Genomic DNA, 18,098 nt, shown 5'->3' with positions numbered 1-18,098 from the left:
CCCACCGCCGTGGTATCGCGGCCGGCCGTGGCTGGCGCGATGCCACTAGCATGGCACCCATGACCGAACCCACCCCGTTTGAGAAGTTGGCGTTCACCTGGGAGGCCGCCTTCACGGCCATCGAAGTAGCGGAGGCCTCGCCGCGCGGCGCCGAGGACGGCGACGTCGGCTGGATGCACACGTTGCGGCCCCAACTGGCCGAACTGTCGCGACGCGATGCGGCTGGCGAGGATCTCGAGTCTGATTTCGACACCATGATGTGGGTGATGGGCAATACGCAAACCGCCATGCAGGTGCTCGCCCGGTACCGCACAACGCGCGACGGCGCCGACAAACTCGCCGAGTTTGAGCGTCTCCGGGCGCAATCTCATTCGCTCGACGATTCGGGCGACTAGTTGCGCGCACGACGCGTCACGCGGGAACGCAACTAGTTAGTCCGCCGTTCGCGAAGAGGATATCGCGGAGATGGGGGCGAGCTTCGCGAACCTACTGGCGGGCGGAATCCCGGTAATTCCCTCCGACCGTCCGCTCTGCACACGAACCACCACCAGCGCGAGCACAACTGCGATGACGGCAACCTGAATGATTCCGCCGCCGACGAGCGATGCGCGGGGACCCAGCCATTCGGCGAGCCCACCGAGAAGTGGCGCGCCGATGGGCGTACCACCCATCAGGACCGTCATGTAAAGCGCCATGACGCGTCCGCGGACCTGCGGATCCACATGCATCTGCACATACATATTGGTCGCGGTCAACGCCATCAGCGCAGACAACCCAACGGCGGGCAAAATGAGGCCGTACAGCAGCGGGGTGGGCGCGAGGCCGGAAGCCACGTTGAAGACGGCAAAGACAAGCGCGGCGGTCACCACGAACCGCAAGCCAGGAGAGCTTTTCCGGCGGGCGGCCAAAAGGGCCCCGAGTAGCGAGCCGATCCCCGAGACAGTGCCGAGTAGCCCATACATTTGTGCGTCGAGGTGAAACTCGTTGCGCACCATCAGGGCGTTGGTCATCTGAAAGTTGAGACCAAAAGTTCCAACCGCAAAGCCAACACCCAGGGCAATCAGCAGGTCCGCGCGTGCCGCGACATACCGAATACCCTCGCGCACTTGGCCTTTCGCACGCGGAAGCGGTTCGGACCGGACAAGTTTGGCTTCATTCAGCATGGCCAAAGCGAGGAGGAAAGCCAGGAAGCTGACGCCATTGCTCAGGATGGCCCAGCCACTGCCGAATGCGGCGATGATGAGGCCCGCGATGCCCGGCCCGATCAATCTGGCTGCATTAAACGCCGAACTATTGAGCCCGATGGCGTTGGTAAGACGTTCCGTGCCGACCATTTCCGAGACGAACGCTTGGCGCGCGGGGGCATCGAGGGCCGCCCCGATACCGAAGACGACGGCAAAAATGTAGACGTCGATGGTGGTTGCGACACCAGCGATGGCGAGCACACCGAGTGCGACAGCGCTCAGTGCCATCCAACTTTGCGTGAACATCAACATTTTCCGCTTGTCGAAGCGGTCGGCCAGTAACCCACCCCACGGGGAAAGTACGAGCGCCGGAGCAAATTGGAGGGCGGTGGTAACACCGACAGCCATGGCCGATCCACCCGAAAGCTGAAGCACCAGCCAGTCTTGCGCAACGCGTTGCACCCAGGTCCCAATATTGGAAACAAGCGCGCCGGAGACGTACATCCGGAAGTTCGGTACAGCGAGAGAAGCGAAGGTGGACGAACTTCGCAAACTCACCCGTCACCCTCCATCTGTGATCTAAACATCCGCGACGAAAGCCCTCGCGAGCATCGAAATCCCGTCGAAAATTGGTTTCCCAGTACTGAAATGCAACGCCACCACCGGGGCGGGTATTCCCCGTTACCGTTGAACGTATGCGCGCCGTCATTATGAATTCGCCCGGAAACGTCAGCGTCGTCGATCGCCCCGATCCGATCATCGAGGAGCCGACGGACGCCATCATCGAGTTGGCTGCGACCTGCATCTGCGGTTCGGACCTGTGGCCCTACCGCGGTGCCAATGAGGTGCACGACGCCCCCATGGGCCACGAGTACGCGGGCTACGTGAAAGAGGTTGGCCCCCAAGTCACTTCCGTCAAAGTCGGCGACTTCGTCGTTGGTTCCTTCATGGCGTCGGACAACTCCTGCGAAATCTGTACCGCTGGCTACCAGTCGCGCTGCGTCAACGTCGTCGGTATGGGCGGCATTGGCACGCAAGCCGAGTACGCACGCATTCCGATGGCCGACGGCACATTGGTCGCCGCGCCCGCCCCGCCGGAACCTGACCTCCTCCCGTCGTATCTGGCAGCTTCGGACGTCCTTGGCACCGGCTGGTTCGCTGCAGATGCCGCGCAGGCCGGCCCCGGCAAGACGGTCGTTGTGGTTGGAGACGGTGCCGTTGGCTTGCTAGCCGTTCTGGCGGCCAAGGAGATGGGTGCCGAGCGCATAATCGCAATGAGTAGGCACGCCGATCGGCAAGCTCTGGCGCGTGAGTTTGGTGCCACCGACATCGTGGTCGAACGCGGACGTGACGGTGTCGCCGAAATTAAGGAGATGACGGGCGGTCTCGGCGCACATTCGGTTATCGAGGCGGTCGGCACCCAGGAGTCAATGATGCAGGCAATCCGCTCGACGCGACCGGGCGGGCATGTCGGGTTCGTCGGCGTCTCGCACGGTGTGGAACTGCCAGGCGACAAACTGTTCTACTCCACGATCCATCTGCATGGCGGTCCGGCACCCGTGCGTCGGTACCTCCCCGATCTCCTGCATCGCATCGCTGATCGACAAATCAATCCGGGCAGAGTCTTCGATCTCACGCTGCCACTGGAGCAGGCTGCGGAGGGATATCGCGCGATGGATCAGCGCGAAGCAATCAAGGTCATGCTGACGCTGTAACCACGCCAGTCCGAATGCCGTCCGGTCCGGTCGTATTCGGTGATTGGCAACACTATTCCGGTTGATTGTGAGATAGCTGACGGTCGTGCGCATCGTTATAGGCGCGCAATTGGGCGAGAAAAACAGCGGGGTCGCCCGGTGCCAAGTCGGCGAACACTCGGTTGAGCCGCTCAGCGCGACGACCGCCGTCAAGCTTGAATGCCTCTTCCCCCTCCGGGGTGGGGCGATGCATCCAGCTCACCTGACCCGGCACCTGAAAACGTTCCAGGTAACCGTGCCGCATCGCCGCATTAACCTGCCTGTTTACCGTGCTCTGCTCGAGCTCAAGACCCTCGCTGAGTTCACGCATTGTGCGTGCGCGGCCATCCGACAGCAACCACAGAATCTGAAATGCCGAGGCATCCAGGATAGCGTCGGGCGCGAGCTCGTTTCGCCGCCGCCGCATCCGAAGTAACTCCTCCACGACGTCGTGATGCACTTCGGACGGCCAAACTGATTTGTCGATATTGACCGTTCTCACCTCATTTCAAGAACCCACTGGTTACCGTACGCAATTTTGGATATGCACGATGCATATGTAGGTTACATATTCTAGTTTCTTTTCCCTAAACGTTCCCCATTGAAGGGCCCTGAATGACACCCTCACCCGGCACGAAGGTCGAGGCCGCCGACAGGCGGGCCGCCGTGCCTCAGCAAGAAACCACCGAGCATCGCGGCGCATTGGCGATCGTGATGACGCTCTGCTTCGGCGGCCTCGTCGCATCACTGATGCAGACTCTGATCATTCCCGTGCAGCCGGAACTGCCACGGCTGCTCCATACCTCGATCCCGAACGCCTCCTGGGTCATTACCGCCACGCTTCTCGGCGGCGCCATCGCGATGCCAATTGCTGGTCGCCTCGGTGACATTTATGGGAAGCAGCGAGTGCTCCTGGCCAGCTCAATGCTGCTGGTCTTAGGGTCGCTGATCTGCGCGCTCGGCGGAAGCCTGATTCCCGTCCTGATTGGCCGCGCCGTCCAAGGCCTCGCGATGGGCTTTATCCCCGTCGGCATCAGTTTGATGCGCGAAGTGACGCCCCCTCGAATGACCTCAATGGCCGTGTCCGCAATGAGCGCGACCCTCGGAGTCGGTGGTGCCATCGGACTTCCGCTCGCAGCATGGATTGCGCAGACCTTCGATTGGCGCGGACTTTTCTGGGTCTCAGCTGGCCTTGCTGTGCTGATGACCGTGCTGGTGGCCATCATTGTCCCGAATATCAAGGACGCGTCACGCGGACGCCTCGACATCGTCGGTGCCATCACCCTGGCAATCGGCCTGAGCGCCGTCCTCGTTGCGATTTCCAAGGGCAAAGACTGGGGCTGGCTTTCCGCCACCACCGTGGCGTCCTTCGTGATCGGCCTCGTCGTTCTGTTGGCGTGGGGATTCTACGAACTCCGCAAGAACGACCCTCTCGTTGACTTGCGGACCTCCGCCAAACCCGCCGTCCTATTGACCAACCTTGCTGCCATCGCGATTGGCTTCGGCATGATGGCCCAGGCAATCGTCGTCCCGATGATGTTGGAAGTTCCCGTCGCCGGCGGAGGTTTCGGCCAGAGCATCATGCAGGCCGGTCTGTGGATGGCCCCCGGCGGTCTGATGATGCTCGCTTTTGCCCCCATTTCCGGTTGGCTCATCAACACCCTCGGCGCCAAACTCACGCTCGCGATGGGTGCGACAGTCTTGGGGCTCGGCTACCTCTGTGGCTTCTTCCTCATGAACGCACCGTGGCAGTTGGCCGTGGCATCGGTGATTGCCTCGGCGGGTGTCGGCATCGGATACGCCGCCATGCCGACCCTCATCATGGATTCGGTGCCCATTACCGAAGCGGGCGCCGCCGTTGGCTTCAACGGTCTGATGCGGGCAGTCGGTACAACCCTGTCGTCGGCGTTAATGGCCGTTGTCCTAGCTGCTTCGACCCTCGACCTCGGCGGGCATGCCGTACCAACGCATTCCGCGTTCCGCTGGTGCTTCCTGATCGGCGCAATAGCCGCGTTCGTTGGCGTCGGCATCACGTTGCTGATCCCCAAGACCAAAGCAGTCCTAGCCCAGGAACAGGTCGCTTAATTTACAACCCTTCGAAGGCCCGCCCGAGTTCGACGTCCACGTCGATCAGGCGGGCTTTTCGGATTTCTGGCTTGTCGACTTCGGTCGCGACGAACTTGGCGATCACACGCCGAATCTCATCGTCGACCTGGGCGAGATTGCGGATGATTTCGCCACGCATGTTGCGCGAACTGACGTCAACGAAAACGTCACGCGGACGCGGCGGGTCGACCTCAATGCGCAGTTGCAGGGGTTCGGCACAGAGAACCGTCAGCGGCAGGGTGACAAGTCCGTCGACGTCGTAGCGGATGCGGTCGACCTTCAGATCGACGGTAATACCGATATGCAACGGAAGTTTGACCACGAAGCTGATGACTTCGCCGACCTCCCGGGTGATGACCGGCTCGTTGACCCGCACCTTTGCCAGCACCTTCACCAAACCACCGGGGCCAGACCCGATCGGTCCTACGTCAAAAGACTCACCCGCGATTGCCGTGAACGCGCTGCCGATTCGAGCCTCCGTCACGGCGACCTCAAAGAAGCGTCGCCCAAACTGCTCGTAGGTCAGGTATCGCAGTTCGCCGTCAGCGGCTGCGGCGGCCTCTTCACTTGCCTCCGCTTCTGAGGCCAATGCTTCTTCGACAGACTCGACGGCTTCAACAACGTCAGCAATGTCGGACTCATCGAGCTGAGTTTCGACTGGGACCAACTCCGCGCCGCCAGCACCGCTCGGTGCCACCGCATCCGTCGATTCAACATCGGCCATTTCGGAACTACCGTCGGCCGCTACGCCGTCGACCTCGCTGTTGGCGACGTCGGGACCACTGAGGCTGTCGGGATTGCTCGGATTCTCGGACACGGTTCTATCCTTACCTATCTGGCCAACGGTTCGTAGCCCTCAACGTTGCTCACCGGTAACTGGCGTCCGGCAATCTGCGAGGACAGTGGGTTCCCGGGATTGCTACGCGTTCAAAGTGCCACCACTCGTTAGTGAACGTACGGCACAACCCCCAACGAATTCCATTGGCCTGCAACCAGGTAGCGCCAGCGCGGGGGCCGACGTCAATCGCTTCGCCTGTCACGTGTGTCGACTCCCACGGCGGTAAAACCCACCGGCGCGCGGCCTGGGGGCTGCCGTATGTGGCGATCCCCTGCTGCCAGAGAGCGTTCTGTTCGCGGCGCGAACGCTTGCCGGAATTGATATAGAGGTTGACGCCAGCAACTCGCGCACTGTCCTTGGCCATCGTGTAGGCAATGGCCAAGTCCGGAGTGAGACCCGCGGTACCCGGCGCCAATTTGACGCCGAAAATATCGCCGCGTGCAGTCGCGGGCAGTGCCCTAGCCTGCGGCGCACCGATCGTGGATACCGCGATAGCCAGCACCAATGCCAACACGACAAAGAATCGAGGCCGGACTGAGCCCGTCCCCGTGGTATTTGACCCCGGCGCGAATGAGAGCGTCACGGCTACAAACTACTACGTGCGATCGACGCGCACCGGACAGTCATCGGCGGTCATTCACGTCTTACCCCGGCGATTCAGGCTGGTTGCCCTTGCTCCAGAGTCCGCTAGGTGGAACGGTAAGGCCATGACACGGTCGCCTCGCAACGCTTCCATACGTCCGTCCCTGCGGAGCCGAAGCGCACTGGCCTCGCTGATGACGACGGTCGCGGTTGGTGCCAGCGTTCTCAACCCGGCGATGGCATCAGCCGATAGCCCACCGGTTGCCGCGTATGAGGCGACCACGCACCAGGTCGCGAGTGCTCCCTACAGCGCGCTCTTCAACATGGGCGTGCCCGTGTATGAGCGGGTTGCCTTTATCCGTGAACCCGGCTCGCACAGCCGCACCATGATTATGAAACGTCTTCGACGCGCATCCGAGGGCACGCGAGGCAGCGCCCGTTACGTCTTCCTCGGCGATCGACTCCCCAACTCTTTCCTGGTCGGTGAGGACTGGAGCCGCAACGGGACCCCGCAGGGTCTCGTTGTGCCGCTGACCCGAAAATCCAAGCGCCACCGACCAACCCAATACCAGGCTGTGACAACGCTGACCGGGCCTGTCGGCGAGGTCCGCGCGATCGCGTGGTCGCACCGGTACCTGGGTTAGGCCGCAAAAGTGGGCAGCATTCGACGGAAGGCAGTGATCACCATGGAGGCAGCGAAATGTCAGCAAGAGGTCAGGTCAGTCCGCACGTCACGCGCCTGGGCGACGCTGCTCGCTGCGGTGACCCTGATATTCGCCGGTATCGCTGTCGACTCGCCCGCCACAGCAGCACCGGCCGCCGAAGCTGCAGCTGTCCTGACGCCGACGGAGGTGGCGAGTGCACCGTACGGTGCACTGTTCGCTCTCGGGGTTCCGGTGTACGAACGCATCAAAACCGTTAGCGCGCACACGATCCCCACGTCTCGGACACTAATTCTTAAGCGCCTCGACGGACCTACCGACGGTCGTCGCGGTTCGGCGCGCTTCGTCTTTGTGGGCGAAGCCTTGCCGCGCGTTTTCAGCGCTGGCGAAGCAGTCCGCGGCAGCGGCGTCCCGTCGGGCCTCATCCTGCCGCTCAATCCCCGCACCCTGGAGCGGGTTCCAACGCGCAGTTACCAGATGGTGTCGGTCGTTACCGGCCCCATCGGCGAGGTGCGCGGCGTCGGCATCGCGACGCGCTACCTGGGGTGAGAATCCCCCGAGAGAATCACCAGCTGCGACGTCGTCCGCGTCATCGCCACATAGCGGTCCACCGCTCCGGCGATGTCGCCGCCAAATCTGTCCGGCCCCACCAGAACCACCAGATCGAACTCCAGACCTTTTGCCTCCACAGGCGTCAGTGACACCACCCGTTGTGCATCCGGATCCGGCACTTTCACCACGCTGTCGTCACCGATCACACCCACGGTTCCGTCCGGGTGCTCGGCGAGCCACGTCGACAGAATCTGGTCGCGGTCGGCCACCGACGCCTCAATCACCGGCAGCCCAGAACTGCGGATCGACTCCGGCACATCGGCGTCCGGCAGCGCTGCCAGGATTTCCGGTCGGGCCCGATCCATCACTTCTGCGGGCGTTCGATAGTTGACGGTCAAGGTGGTGCGTCGCAAGCCGTCAGACGCGCCGCGGGTGAGGCCGACCCGTGCGGCACGCTCGGCCCACGTCTGCGCGAAGCCTGCGCGCGATTGCGCGCGGTCACCCACAATGGTGAAACTCTTCGACGGGCAACGCGCCAACAGCATCTGCCATTGCGCGTCGGTGAGGTCCTGCGCTTCGTCAACCACGATATGCGCGAACGGCCCATCAAGCGGTTGCCGTTCGCCATCGGACATTCCGGCCTCATCGACGATGACGCCCTGGATATCTTCGGCGCGCAGCATCGAGACAAGAGATTCGTTGTCGTCACCGGCGATCAGTTCGGCGACGACATCGTCGCGGACCCGCCGTTGCGCCCGCACCTCCGCGCGCCGGCGCCGCAGTCGAGTGGAGACCTCCGGATCACCGAGACGGCGCCTCGCCGCGTCGAGCAGCGGCAGGTCGGCGGCGGTGAAAGCCGACCCCTCCGGTCTGCGCAACGTTGCCCGCTCTTCGGTGGTCAGCCCCGGTGCACAATGCCGCAGATATGCCGGTACGGCCCACAGATCAGCGACCAACTCTTCCGCATTCAGCATGGGCCACGCGCGCCGCAGGGCCGCACGCAATGCTCCGTCTTCCTCAACGCTCCCCCGCAGACGCGATGACGAGACTTCCTCGCCATCGCGCAAATCGCCACCCGCAGTCCCGACTACGATTTCGAGCAGAACTTCCCAAATCTCCTCGCGGACCTCATTGTGGATTGGGCTGCGGCCCACAGCGGCGAACGCTTCCCGCCAATCCTCCGGGGTAACGGTCACGTCGCACCATGGAGTCTCAATCGTCAGCGCGTCGGTCGGCGGCTCCTCATAGATGCGACGGCGGCCTCGATCGCCGACATCATCGCCGTGGTCGACTTCAACGTTGCCACCGCCTCATCGACCTCGGGCAGGAAATTCTCCCCTCCGGGAACCAGGTCTGCCAGAGTGCACGTGGCAACGCCTTCTTCGCCGAGACTGGGGAGCACGTCGCTGATATAAGACAGGTACGGCCGGTGCGGTCCAACTATCAGAATGCCACCGCGATTACCCTGCAATCGCGGATCGGCATACAGCAGGTAGGCAGCTCGATGAAGTGCCACGACGGTCTTGCCGGTACCGGGACCGCCTTCAACCACAAAGGGTCCGTGCGACGACGCCCGGATCGCCGCGTCTTGATCGGCGGCAATCGTGCCGAGTACCGACGTCATTTTTGCTGATCGACTGGCACCGAGGCTGGCGATGAACGACGACTGGCTGTCGAGCGCGGCTCTCGACTCGGCGGCACTCCATTCCTGCGCGCTCGACCCAGTCGCGAACACCTCGTCCCAGTAGTCGACGATGACTTCCCGGGACCAGCGGTAGTGCCTCCGACCTACCAGCCCCATCGGCTCAGCCAGGGTCGCCGCGAAGAATGGCGCTGCCTCCGGGGTCCGCCAATCCACCAGCAGGGGTGTTCCATCGGCAGCCGTCAACCCGATACGACCGATATAGGTTCGCGTGCCGTCTACGGTCACCAGCCGGCCGAGGCACAGGTCAGCGCCAAAGTGGGACAGGCGCCGGATCTGCGACGATAAGCCGCGGATCTCCTGGTCGCGTTGAACTCCCGCACCAACCCGCACGTCCGTCGAGCGGCGAGCCTCGTCGAGCCGAGCGTTCAGTTCCGACAGTCGCGTCGTGACGCGGTCGCTGATCAGCGCGAAGTGGTGTCGGTCATCAGCGATTAGGACTGGATTGCGCTTACTGGCGAGTCGTTCGGGAAGGTCAAAGACATCGGGTCGATCCGTGCGGTTTGGGGTCAAGAAGTCCTCCGAGCGCCGGGCGACGGCACGACCGGCGGGTCAACGGTTGGTGATCAGCGGAATGAGTTGCTCCTCGGCAGTCCAGGCACCGTGATGCCCGGCCATTGCCGACTCCATCGGTTCGCGCGACGGGCTAGCCAGAATACTCGTGCCGTCGGCGACCGCCAAGACGTCTCCGATACGAGCGTTGATGGTCGCCGTTGGCGGCGTGGCACCGAACCAGCGCTCGTCTAGCGCCTGTTCTCGCGTCACCACCCGAGCATGGTGACCGAGGAGCGCTGACCAGCGCGAAGCAATATCGGCAGCCGCTTGCGGTACCCGTGCGTATACGTGGCGGACCCGGGCCTCACCGGCGAGCAAACGCACGTCGCGCCAATAATTGGGGTCGGCGTCGAGGTCGATGACGGCACCCGCTCGGACCATGCCGTGGTCGCCCGTCACCAGGAGGGTGCACGTATCCGGCAGTTCCGTGAACAGATCAGCGATCATGGCGTCGATAGCCGCGAGAACCGTCAGCCACTCTGCCGATCCTGGACCACACAGGTGCCCGTTCATATCGAGATCGGGGTAATAGGCGTAGGCGAACCTGCTTCCGAGCCCATCGTGTCGGGCAACCTCAAGGATTCCCGCACGCACTTCGTCGAGAGATGCCGCCGGATGCAAAACACCCGGTGCCCGAAACGAAGCACGTGTCAGTCCCGATCGCACTTGGTACGAGGGAACCACGTAGTGGATGTCGATACCTGACGCTGCGAGCCCCTCAATTGCGCTTGGCACGGTCTGCACGGACTCCGGCGGCAGACTCTCGCGAGCATCACTCCCCTTTCCCTCCCCGACACGCCAGCGCAAGGCGTTGAGAAGTTGCCCGTCGGGTTCGGGGCCCGGGACCGCGAAGCTGTAACCGACGATCCCGTGCGTCGCGCACGGTGCTCCTACGGCCAAACTCGACAGGCTGGTCGCAGTCGTTGCCGGAAAGCCAGCCGCCAACGTGGCCCGCATCGCGGCCACCAACGTCGGTGCGGCTTCCGCATGACGTTTGATCAACTCCGCACCGAGGCCGTCAACCAAAAGCACCACCACATCACGGGCCGGGGAAATTCCGAGGACATTCTCGGCCTCACCGACGAGAGCTTTGGCGACGGACGGAATGACGTCGGCGAGCGCAGGCTGCATGATCTTCACTATGCCCGGGCGACCGAGTCCGCGCGCCGCGTTGGACCGCGGGGATACGGTGGAGGTATGAAATCGCGTGCCGAAACTGCGCCCAGTCGCGCGCCAAAGGCCCGCACCATCGCCGAACTTGATTCGCTCATTGCCGACTGTCGTGCCTGCCCCCGCCTGGTCGCGTGGCGCGAAGAAGTCGCCGTGACCAAACGCGCGTCGTTCCGGGACCAGATCTACTGGGGCAAGGCGGTTCCCGGATTCGGACCCGACGACGCAAGCATCCTCATCGTCGGACTCGCACCCGCAGCCCACGGCGCCAACCGGACCGGCCGGATGTTTACCGGGGACCGCAGCGGGGATTTTCTCTTCGCCGCAATGCATGCGGTCGGACTCGCGAGCCAATCGCACGCCTCGTCGATCGATGACGGCCTCCGCCTCATCGATACTCGGATTACCTCGCCCGTGCACTGCGCTCCGCCCGCGAACAAGCCGACACCGGGTGAGCGACGCACTTGCGCGCCCTACTTGAATCGCGAACTAGAACTGCTCGCCCCAACAGTGAAGGTCGCAATCGTCCTCGGCGGATTCGGTTGGCAAGCGCTCATGTCGAGCCTGATCGACGGCGGGTGGGACGTTCCCCGACCGCGCCCCAAGTTCGGGCACGGGGCGCGCGTAGTCGTCGAACACCCCGATGGTCGTACCCTCAGCATTTTGGGCTGTTTCCATGTGAGTCAACAGAATACGTTCACCGGTCGCCTCACCTCACCGATGTTGGAAGCGATTCTCGACGAGGCCAAAGCCGCCGCTAGGGTGTGACGGAGGCCGCGCTTCGGCCAGGGGAACTCTTGGGGGATTTTTGACCAGCACTGCAGACAGAACTCGAAGGTCTCGGACAGAAATTCCGGTTCGTATCGTCGGGCACACCGCATGGTGGGTTTTCGTCGTTACCTGCATGAGCCGGGATTTTGGGCCCTCGGGGCCCGTCCGATACCGGTCGTACATACCGTTGACCGATGTCGGCTCCGACCCGTTCGCGTCCGGTTTCGCCACCTACAACACCCTGACAGTTGCCGCGCTGCTGGCGATCTCGGTGACCGTTATTGCAGCGATCCTCGAAGCGATCCTGTCGCGAAACCTTCTCGTCGGTGTCGCCACTGTCCTGACACCGATCGTCGGCGCGATCCTGGTTTGGTTCGCCGTCGATAGCCTCCGGCCCGAACTGGCAGTGCCACTGGTCTTGCTTGGCGTCGCGATCCGGGAAGTCTGGAGTCGAGGCTTCGCCCCGCTCGAAATGGGCATGATTGGAAAACCTAACCCAATTCCACCAGGACCACGCCAACGCTGATGATGATGAATCCGATAATCATCCGGACAGTCAATGGGTCTCGCCAAATTGCCCGCGCTAGCAGCGCTACCAAGATAATCCCAACGGCAGACCAGATGGCGTAGGCCGCCCCAATGGGCATGCCCGCCACCAGGGCCAACGCCAAGCAACCGAACGAGATGGCGTAACCCGTAACAACCGGGAACAGCCACCAGCGACGGCGAAAGCCATCGCTGGCGCGCAGGCTCAAGGTGGCACCGAGTTCAGCGGCAATCGCCAGGACCAACCACAGGTACCTCATCCGGCCACGTCAATCGGCTCTTCGTTTCCCAATCGGGTGCCTTCCCCACTGTGAACCACCAGCACACCAACGACAATCACGCCGATTCCCACGACCGACGTCATCGTCAGAGTCTCGTCGAAGATGACCGATCCCAGTAATGCGGTTAGTGCCACACCAACCGCTCCCCACACGCCATAAGCGACGCCCACCGCCATCCCTTCGCGGAGGGTAAGGCCCAACATCAGAAATGCCGCCAGGTAACCGATGATCACACCGATCGACCACACGGGTGCGTCGACGGTGGCGCGGAGCATCATGGTGCCCGCCACCTCAGCCACGATCGCCGCAGCGAGCAGCCACCACTTCTTCACAAGTCCCCTCAATTTCGGCCGATTCCAGTACGGACGTGGGCCGATGCAATCCGAAAGATCGATTTGTTAAACAGACACCATCATCGCCCGCTCCAGTATCCAGCAACACGGCAAATCGCTTGCCCCCGCAGTATCGCGCTCGCCTATCCTGACGAAAGTGAGCAGTCGCGTAACCATCCCAGCCGATCTGTTGCGGCGATCATCCCTCGGTGATGACTGGGCCGATTGGCTCCGCCGGCTGCCCCGCCTGGCCGCCGATCTCCTCGACGAGTGGGAACTGCGTCCGGACGGACCGCCGCTGAACGGTTACGTGTCGATGGTCGTACCGGTCCGCACCGCCGACGGCGTCGTCGCCGCCCTGAAGATCACCTTCGACGGCGACGTCGAATCCGAACACGAGTCCGTCGCCCTGTCGCAGTGGGCTGGCGATGGAGCCGTCACGATGCTTCGCGCGGACCCGCGTCGACGCGCGCTCCTACTGGAACGCCTCGGACCCGAAGACCTCACGCAAGTCGACGCCATCGACGCCTGCGAGATTATCGCCAGCCTCTATCCTCGGCTCCATCGACGGGCGAGTCCGGTTTTTCGTAATCTGACCGACTTTGTCGAATCCTGGCTGACAGCCCTCGCCACCGACGCCCACACGGTCCCTGTGCCGCCGCGCCTCATCGATCAGGCGCTCAGGACTGGACGCGACCTATGCGACGACCCGAATTCGGTCGGCACGCTAATCCACGGCGACCTTCATTACCAGAACGTACTTTCGTCGAGAACCCGCTCACCGTGGCTGGCGATCGATCCCAAGCCCATGTCGGGCGATCCGCACTTCGAGATCGCACCGCTCCTCTGGAATCGATGGGACGAAATGTCGCGCAATGTTCGCGCAGGCATCGAGCGCCGGTTCTTCACCGTCGTCGACACTGCCGGATTCGACGAAGACCGCGCCCGCGACTGGGTCATCGTCCGCACCGTCCTAACGCGCATTGGGTCGTCGAAGATGCAAACGGTCGTGCCCTCAACACCACTGAGAAAGACACCGTCACCCGTAATGTTGCGATCGCGAAGGCAGTCCAGCGGTAACGCCCAGGCCAGCGCGCTTGCGGAATCGTGGTGGTTGTCGGTGACGATAGGATCGCCGCGTGAACAACGGCTCCAACCTTCTCGGCCGCATCCCCGCGAGCGTCCTGGTTGTTGCGGCCGTATTTAGTGTCCAGTTCGGCAATGCGATCGTCGGATCGCTCTTCGACCGCGTGGGACCCTATGGTGCGGCAGCACTCCGGCTTGGTTGCGGCGCGCTGATTCTTATCGCCATCGTCCGCCCGCGCGTGTCGTCGTGGTCACAGCGCACCTGGCTAGGCGTCATCCTGCTTGGTGTGGCACTCGGCGGAATGAACCTCTTTATCTACCTGGCGATAGCTCAAATCCCCCTCGGCATCGCCGTCACCATCGAACTACTGGGACCGCTCGCGATTGCCACGGCTGGCAGTCGTCGCGTTATTGACCTCTTGTGGGTGCTGCTCGCGGTGGCTGGCATCACCGTGCTCGGTTTGCGCGCCGGTGGCTCAATCACCGTAACCGGAGCCGCGTGCGCGGCAGTCGCGGCGACCTGCTGGGCCCTGTACATCGTCGCTTCGGCAAGACTTGGCGCCCGCGTAAACGGGGTCGACGGTCTCGCTGCTGCCATGCTGGTTGCCGCCGCGATCGTCGTACCGATTGGCACATTCCAAGCTGCACCCGCCGTGTTTGCCGACCCAATGCTGCTCGTCGCCTTTGCGGGCGTCGCGATCTTGACGTCAGTGGTCCCGTACGCCCTGGAATTCACCGCGCTCAAACGCATGTCGACGCGCGTGTTCGGGATCCTGTCGAGTCTGGGCCCTGCCGTGGCCGCGCTCGCCGGCTTCATGGTTTTGGGGCAGGCATTGAGTGCCAGCCAACTCGGTGCCATCTGCCTCGTGGTGACGGCCAGCGCCGGTGTGGTCGCAACAGCCAGTCGCTAGCGGCAAACCCTACCGACCCGCCAACTTGTGTCGTGCCGTAGAAGCGCGCTCGGCGTCGGTCCCGAGACGTCGAATCACAAACACAATGAGCACGATCTGCGTGACAAAGATCAACGCGTGCATCGCATAGTGCAGCGCCGGATCGGCGCGGTATTCCCGCCCGGCGGTACTGGGGAGGAGCGTCACCAACGTAATGATGATCATGATCCATCCCCACAGCACCAACGCCCAGTGCACGCCTGTCCGCCAGCGGGACACAAACGCCAGGCTTCCCAAGGCGACAAAAACGACGGCTGGACCCCAATAGAGAACTCCCCCGGTGGCCGTCGGGAGATCGACGCGACTGTGAAGAAGTACCTCCACGGCTGCGACGATCGTGAGAATCAGGATGGTCACATCCGACCAGGCAACGGAAGGCTGCCGTTTCCGGGATCGAACTGTTGTCGATCGCGCGTTTAGGAACACCGGCACCGGTCCTCCGCTCCTTGTCGCAACGCTTCAACGCGTGCCGCCGCCAGCCCCACTGGATCCGATCCTGTTGTCGAATTCCCCCACTGTTTTCCATAGGAAAGCCGAGTTCGACTTTGCGCGCAAGGGACCAAGGTCTCTGTTTGCCGCAGAGAAGCGGTTGACGCATCTATCCGGCGCCCAGAAAGACCGATTCACGCCGTTTGGTCTGCCGGAGCACGCCCGCGACGATCAAACCTTGACCCAGCGTGTAGGTCGCCATCACCGCCGGCCCAAACCAGCCGGGAGCCGCATCGGGTAAGAACAACCGCCACGCCAGGAGCGAATCACTAGTGAGAAAGAACGCGCCGCCGATAGCGACCATTGGGCCGCACCCGCCCGCTGTTGCTGCGGTTCCTGCGAGCACCAGACCGTACAGCGCTACGGGGATCAACAGCGCTCCCGTGTGCGGGCCAATGACGGCAACCATCACCACCCACCACAACGCATAGATCGCCACCCATCGCGGAAGCCGTCGAACATTGAGGTAGCGAACAAAGAGCACAATGTACGCGATATGGGCACACCCAAAGAAGGCGAGCATCAACGGAAGTTCCAGACCATTGGGAAAGAAGGCTCCCGCACCATCGCCAAGCCAGGAGAACCCGAGCGCGACCAACAGCAGCGTGCGAATTGGCCCGACGACGTGACCACGTCCCGCGCCAACCACGGGGAGCGCCAACAGCGGCATCAGGAACAGCTTGGTCGGCCCGGCAACTCCGCTGTTGAAGGTCAACGCCACCAGATGGATTACTGAAACGAGAACAAAAGGTACCCACAGTACGATCTGTCGCCGTTGCCATTGCATAGCCAGACGCTAGCGGTCCGCACCGGCAGTTAAGCAATCACCGCGGGACATGTCTCACGAGTGACGTTCCACGGGAGCCCCAACGGCCATGTCGCGGCCGTGACTTCACTTCCGTGACTTCACTTCCGGGGCGTCAAAATCACGACGGGAATATCGCGATCGGTCTTCTGCTGGTATCCCTCATAGCCCTTGTTCGCCTTGACGAGGATCGGCCAGAGGTCAGCCTTTTCCGCTACCTCAGCGCGACGGGCGGTCCAGGGCGTCGTCACCGAGTCGACGGTGACCTCCACATCGGGATTAACGACGAGATTCTTAAACCAGTCCGGATCGTCCGAATACCCACCTTTGGACGCCACCACAACAATTCGGTCGGATTGATAAATCGGTGCCGTGAGCATGGTCGAGCGCCGCTTCCCCGACTTCCGGCCAACGGTGTGCAACTCAAGCGTCTGCATTCCGAGAAGCTTTGACGGCCAACGCCCTCCGGTAAGTGCCAGAACTGCACGATGTCCGTTTTCGAGAACCCAAGCTCCGGCGGCGGCGTTGAAGTCAGAGAAATTCATGCCATCCATCGTCCCCCAATGGGGCCAATCTTGCCCAGGCGACGTTGCGTAGAGACGGGGCTCACGTGTTAGCCTGGCGCTAACTAGAACACGTTCTAGTTGCTGAGGCTCGTCGAGTCTCCAGATTTCATCGAACTGTTGAGGATGTACATGAAGGTCGCGGTCACGGGCGCAGCTGGCTTCGTCGGCACCAACCTGGTCAACCAACTTGTCGCAAACGGTCACGAGGTCATCGCGATCGACCGTATCTCGCCAGCCCATGCCACCGAGAGCTCACGGGTCACTTGGGTAGCGGCCGACATCTTCGACCAAGAAGCCCTCGCTGACGCCTTCGCAGGCGTCGACACGGTCTACCACTTGGTCGCGATGATCACGTTGAAGCAGCAGGACGAGCTTGCATGGAAGGTGAACACCGAAGGCGTCGCGTCAACCGCACGCGCCGCCCTGAAAGCCGGCGTGCGCCGTTTCGTGCACTGCAGTTCCATCCATTCGTTTGACCAGTACACCGACAGCGGCATCGTCGACGAAACGTCGAAGCGCTCCGAAGACCCCAAGCTCCCCGTGTACGACCGATCCAAGTGGACCGGCGAGCAGGAACTCCGCAAGGTCATCGCCGACGGCCTCGACGCCGTGATCTGCAACCCGACCGGTGTGTACGGCCCCGTCGACCATGGCTTGTCGCGCATTAACGGCATGCTCCGCGACGCCGCGCAGGGCAAGGTTCCAATGTTTGTCGAGGGCACCTTCGACCTCGTAGACGTCCGCGACGTTGTCCGCGGCCTGATCCTTGCCGCCGAGAAGGGAAAAACCGGCGAAAATTACCTCCTCGGAGGCGAAGACGTCCGCCTCATCGACGCGATGCGCACGGTAGCCGATCTGTGCGGCCGCTTCCGCCCGCTGTGGGCTTTGCCGCTGAGCGTCCTCAAGATGATCGTGCCGATCGCCGAGCCGATCAGTAACCTGCTTGGCTCCGACCTGGTCTCGCGCGCATCGATCGCCGCCCTCGTGGCACAACCGACCGTCGACGCTTCAAAGGCCAAGGCAGAGTTGGGCTACCACCCGCGTCCGTCCGCCGAGACCCTTGCCGATCTGGTTGCATTCCTCGCCGATTCCAACCAGATGGGCAAGGCTTGCCCTAAGTCCGGCCAGCGTTTCGAAGCGGTTACCGCTAGCTAGCCACTCTCAACAGCCGCTCCGGCCGCCTTGCGA

General features: G+C 62.7%; 20 protein-coding genes and 1 pseudogene. 10 read left to right on the top strand and 11 right to left on the bottom strand.

What is annotated here, in order from left to right; genetic code table 11:
• Window positions 1-59: 59 nt before the first annotated feature.
• Window positions 60-395 (top strand): hypothetical protein, encoded by a 336-nt coding sequence (locus tag WBA38_RS07325; protein WP_424322405.1) that lies wholly within the window; start codon window positions 60-62, stop codon window positions 393-395.
• Window positions 396-431: 36 nt separating this feature from the next.
• Here the strand turns inward: WBA38_RS07325 and WBA38_RS07320 are convergent, their stop codons facing one another.
• The gene (locus WBA38_RS07320) at window positions 432-1,742 is read right to left on the bottom strand and encodes an MFS transporter (RefSeq protein ID WP_424295785.1); all 1,311 of its coding nucleotides are present in this window, start codon (window positions 1,740-1,742) and stop codon (window positions 432-434) included.
• Window positions 1,743-1,879: 137 nt separating this feature from the next.
• Between WBA38_RS07320 and WBA38_RS07315 the strand changes: the two genes are divergently transcribed.
• The gene (locus tag WBA38_RS07315) at window positions 1,880-2,899 is read left to right on the top strand and encodes a zinc-dependent alcohol dehydrogenase family protein (RefSeq protein ID WP_424322404.1); all 1,020 of its coding nucleotides are present in this window, start codon (window positions 1,880-1,882) and stop codon (window positions 2,897-2,899) included.
• 52 nt (window positions 2,900-2,951) lie between these two features.
• Here the strand turns inward: WBA38_RS07315 and WBA38_RS07310 are convergent, their stop codons facing one another.
• Window positions 2,952-3,419: a MarR family winged helix-turn-helix transcriptional regulator gene (locus tag WBA38_RS07310; RefSeq protein WP_424322403.1), complete on the bottom strand. Its 468-nt coding sequence runs from the start codon at window positions 3,417-3,419 to the stop codon at window positions 2,952-2,954.
• A 113-nt stretch (window positions 3,420-3,532) separates the two neighbouring features.
• Between WBA38_RS07310 and WBA38_RS07305 the strand changes: the two genes are divergently transcribed.
• Complete coding sequence (locus WBA38_RS07305; RefSeq protein ID WP_424295781.1) at window positions 3,533-5,002, top strand: MFS transporter; 1,470 nt, start codon at window positions 3,533-3,535, stop codon at window positions 5,000-5,002.
• 1 nt (window position 5,003) lies between these two features.
• Here the strand turns inward: WBA38_RS07305 and WBA38_RS07300 are convergent, their stop codons facing one another.
• Both WBA38_RS07300 and WBA38_RS07295 read right to left on the bottom strand, forming a co-directional pair.
• Window positions 5,004-5,558, bottom strand: a complete 555-nt coding sequence (locus WBA38_RS07300) for a hypothetical protein (RefSeq protein ID WP_424322408.1) — start codon at window positions 5,556-5,558, stop codon at window positions 5,004-5,006.
• 331 nt (window positions 5,559-5,889) lie between these two features.
• Entirely contained in the window at window positions 5,890-6,360 is a 471-nt protein-coding gene (locus tag WBA38_RS07295) for a M15 family metallopeptidase (protein ID WP_424295801.1), read from the bottom strand.
• Between the two features lie 208 nt (window positions 6,361-6,568).
• Here WBA38_RS07295 and WBA38_RS07290 point away from each other — a divergent pair, with 208 nt between their 5' ends.
• Together WBA38_RS07290 and WBA38_RS07285 are read left to right on the top strand one after the other, a co-directional pair.
• Entirely contained in the window at window positions 6,569-7,087 is a 519-nt protein-coding gene (locus WBA38_RS07290) for a hypothetical protein (protein WP_424322402.1), read from the top strand.
• Window positions 7,088-7,096: 9 nt separating this feature from the next.
• Complete coding sequence (locus WBA38_RS07285) at window positions 7,097-7,654, top strand: hypothetical protein (RefSeq protein WP_424322401.1); 558 nt, start codon at window positions 7,097-7,099, stop codon at window positions 7,652-7,654.
• Here WBA38_RS07285 and helR read toward each other — a convergent pair.
• Window positions 7,642-9,872 (bottom strand): annotated as a pseudogene (helR, locus tag WBA38_RS07280) (RNA polymerase recycling motor ATPase HelR). The gene WBA38_RS07285 and the pseudogene helR overlap by 13 nt on opposite strands.
• A gap of 39 nt (window positions 9,873-9,911) precedes the next feature.
• Window positions 9,912-11,045 carry an alkaline phosphatase family protein gene (locus WBA38_RS07275; protein WP_424295775.1) on the bottom strand — a complete coding sequence of 378 codons (1,134 nt, stop codon included), beginning with the start codon at window positions 11,043-11,045 and terminating at the stop codon, window positions 9,912-9,914.
• A 66-nt stretch (window positions 11,046-11,111) separates the two neighbouring features.
• Between WBA38_RS07275 and WBA38_RS07270 the strand changes: the two genes are divergently transcribed.
• Both WBA38_RS07270 and WBA38_RS07265 read left to right on the top strand, forming a co-directional pair.
• The gene (locus WBA38_RS07270; RefSeq protein ID WP_424295773.1) at window positions 11,112-11,852 is read left to right on the top strand and encodes a uracil-DNA glycosylase; all 741 of its coding nucleotides are present in this window, start codon (window positions 11,112-11,114) and stop codon (window positions 11,850-11,852) included.
• 136 nt (window positions 11,853-11,988) lie between these two features.
• Entirely contained in the window at window positions 11,989-12,381 is a 393-nt protein-coding gene (locus WBA38_RS07265) for a hypothetical protein (RefSeq protein ID WP_424295772.1), read from the top strand.
• On the opposite strand, the gene WBA38_RS07260 is transcribed toward WBA38_RS07265, so the two are convergent.
• Both WBA38_RS07260 and WBA38_RS07255 read right to left on the bottom strand, forming a co-directional pair.
• Window positions 12,347-12,661, bottom strand: coding sequence for a DMT family transporter (locus tag WBA38_RS07260; protein WP_424322400.1), 315 nt, complete (start codon window positions 12,659-12,661; stop codon window positions 12,347-12,349). The two genes, WBA38_RS07265 and WBA38_RS07260, sit on opposite strands and share 35 nt — an antisense overlap.
• Entirely contained in the window at window positions 12,658-13,014 is a 357-nt protein-coding gene (locus tag WBA38_RS07255; protein ID WP_424322399.1) for a DMT family transporter, read from the bottom strand. The genes WBA38_RS07260 and WBA38_RS07255 overlap by 4 nt, the downstream gene beginning before the upstream one ends.
• A 157-nt stretch (window positions 13,015-13,171) precedes the next feature.
• Between WBA38_RS07255 and WBA38_RS07250 the strand changes: the two genes are divergently transcribed.
• On the top strand, window positions 13,172-14,221 hold the full coding sequence (locus WBA38_RS07250; protein ID WP_424322398.1) for an aminoglycoside phosphotransferase family protein: 1,050 nt from the start codon (window positions 13,172-13,174) through the stop codon (window positions 14,219-14,221).
• On the top strand, window positions 14,154-15,011 hold the full coding sequence (locus tag WBA38_RS07245; RefSeq protein ID WP_424322397.1) for an EamA family transporter: 858 nt from the start codon (window positions 14,154-14,156) through the stop codon (window positions 15,009-15,011). The genes WBA38_RS07250 and WBA38_RS07245 overlap by 68 nt, the downstream gene beginning before the upstream one ends.
• Window positions 15,012-15,020: 9 nt before the next feature.
• On the opposite strand, the gene WBA38_RS07240 is transcribed toward WBA38_RS07245, so the two are convergent.
• The 3 genes from WBA38_RS07240 to WBA38_RS07230 form a co-directional block, all read right to left on the bottom strand.
• The gene (locus WBA38_RS07240) at window positions 15,021-15,407 is read right to left on the bottom strand and encodes a hypothetical protein (RefSeq protein WP_424295762.1); all 387 of its coding nucleotides are present in this window, start codon (window positions 15,405-15,407) and stop codon (window positions 15,021-15,023) included.
• A gap of 241 nt (window positions 15,408-15,648) precedes the next feature.
• The gene (locus WBA38_RS07235; protein WP_424295761.1) at window positions 15,649-16,326 is read right to left on the bottom strand and encodes a lysoplasmalogenase; all 678 of its coding nucleotides are present in this window, start codon (window positions 16,324-16,326) and stop codon (window positions 15,649-15,651) included.
• A gap of 119 nt (window positions 16,327-16,445) precedes the next feature.
• Window positions 16,446-16,889: a nitroreductase/quinone reductase family protein gene (locus tag WBA38_RS07230; protein ID WP_424295759.1), complete on the bottom strand. Its 444-nt coding sequence runs from the start codon at window positions 16,887-16,889 to the stop codon at window positions 16,446-16,448.
• A gap of 150 nt (window positions 16,890-17,039) precedes the next feature.
• Here WBA38_RS07230 and WBA38_RS07225 point away from each other — a divergent pair, with 150 nt between their 5' ends.
• A complete protein-coding gene (locus tag WBA38_RS07225) occupies window positions 17,040-18,065 on the top strand; it encodes an NAD-dependent epimerase/dehydratase family protein (RefSeq protein ID WP_424295757.1) in 1,026 nt (341 codons plus the stop codon).
• The last annotated feature ends 33 nt before the right edge of the window (window positions 18,066-18,098 follow it).

The sequence above is a fragment of the Gordonia sp. (in: high G+C Gram-positive bacteria) genome (assembly GCF_049647785.1).
Classification (GTDB): Bacteria; Actinomycetota; Actinomycetes; order Mycobacteriales; family Mycobacteriaceae; genus Gordonia.
This window is presented reverse-complemented; position numbering and strand designations above follow the sequence as displayed.

Excerpts from the sequence above, each read along its gene's own strand:
- WBA38_RS07325 (WP_424322405.1), top strand. The coding sequence starts at position 60 with ATGACCGAACCCACCCCGTTTGAGAAGTTGGCGTTCACCTGGGAGGCC.
- WBA38_RS07315 (WP_424322404.1), top strand. The coding sequence starts at position 1,880 with ATGCGCGCCGTCATTATGAATTCGCCCGGAAACGTCAGCGTCGTCGAT.
- WBA38_RS07305 (WP_424295781.1), top strand. The coding sequence starts at position 3,533 with ATGACACCCTCACCCGGCACGAAGGTCGAGGCCGCCGACAGGCGGGCC.
- WBA38_RS07290 (WP_424322402.1), top strand. The coding sequence starts at position 6,569 with ATGACACGGTCGCCTCGCAACGCTTCCATACGTCCGTCCCTGCGGAGC.
- WBA38_RS07275 (WP_424295775.1), bottom strand. The coding sequence starts at position 11,045 with ATGCAGCCTGCGCTCGCCGACGTCATTCCGTCCGTCGCCAAAGCTCTC.
- WBA38_RS07270 (WP_424295773.1), top strand. The coding sequence starts at position 11,112 with ATGAAATCGCGTGCCGAAACTGCGCCCAGTCGCGCGCCAAAGGCCCGC.
- WBA38_RS07265 (WP_424295772.1), top strand. The coding sequence starts at position 11,989 with ATGAGCCGGGATTTTGGGCCCTCGGGGCCCGTCCGATACCGGTCGTAC.
- WBA38_RS07260 (WP_424322400.1), bottom strand. The coding sequence starts at position 12,661 with ATGAGGTACCTGTGGTTGGTCCTGGCGATTGCCGCTGAACTCGGTGCC.
- WBA38_RS07235 (WP_424295761.1), bottom strand. The coding sequence starts at position 16,326 with ATGCAATGGCAACGGCGACAGATCGTACTGTGGGTACCTTTTGTTCTC.
- WBA38_RS07230 (WP_424295759.1), bottom strand. The coding sequence starts at position 16,889 with ATGAATTTCTCTGACTTCAACGCCGCCGCCGGAGCTTGGGTTCTCGAA.
- WBA38_RS07225 (WP_424295757.1), top strand. The coding sequence starts at position 17,040 with ATGAAGGTCGCGGTCACGGGCGCAGCTGGCTTCGTCGGCACCAACCTG.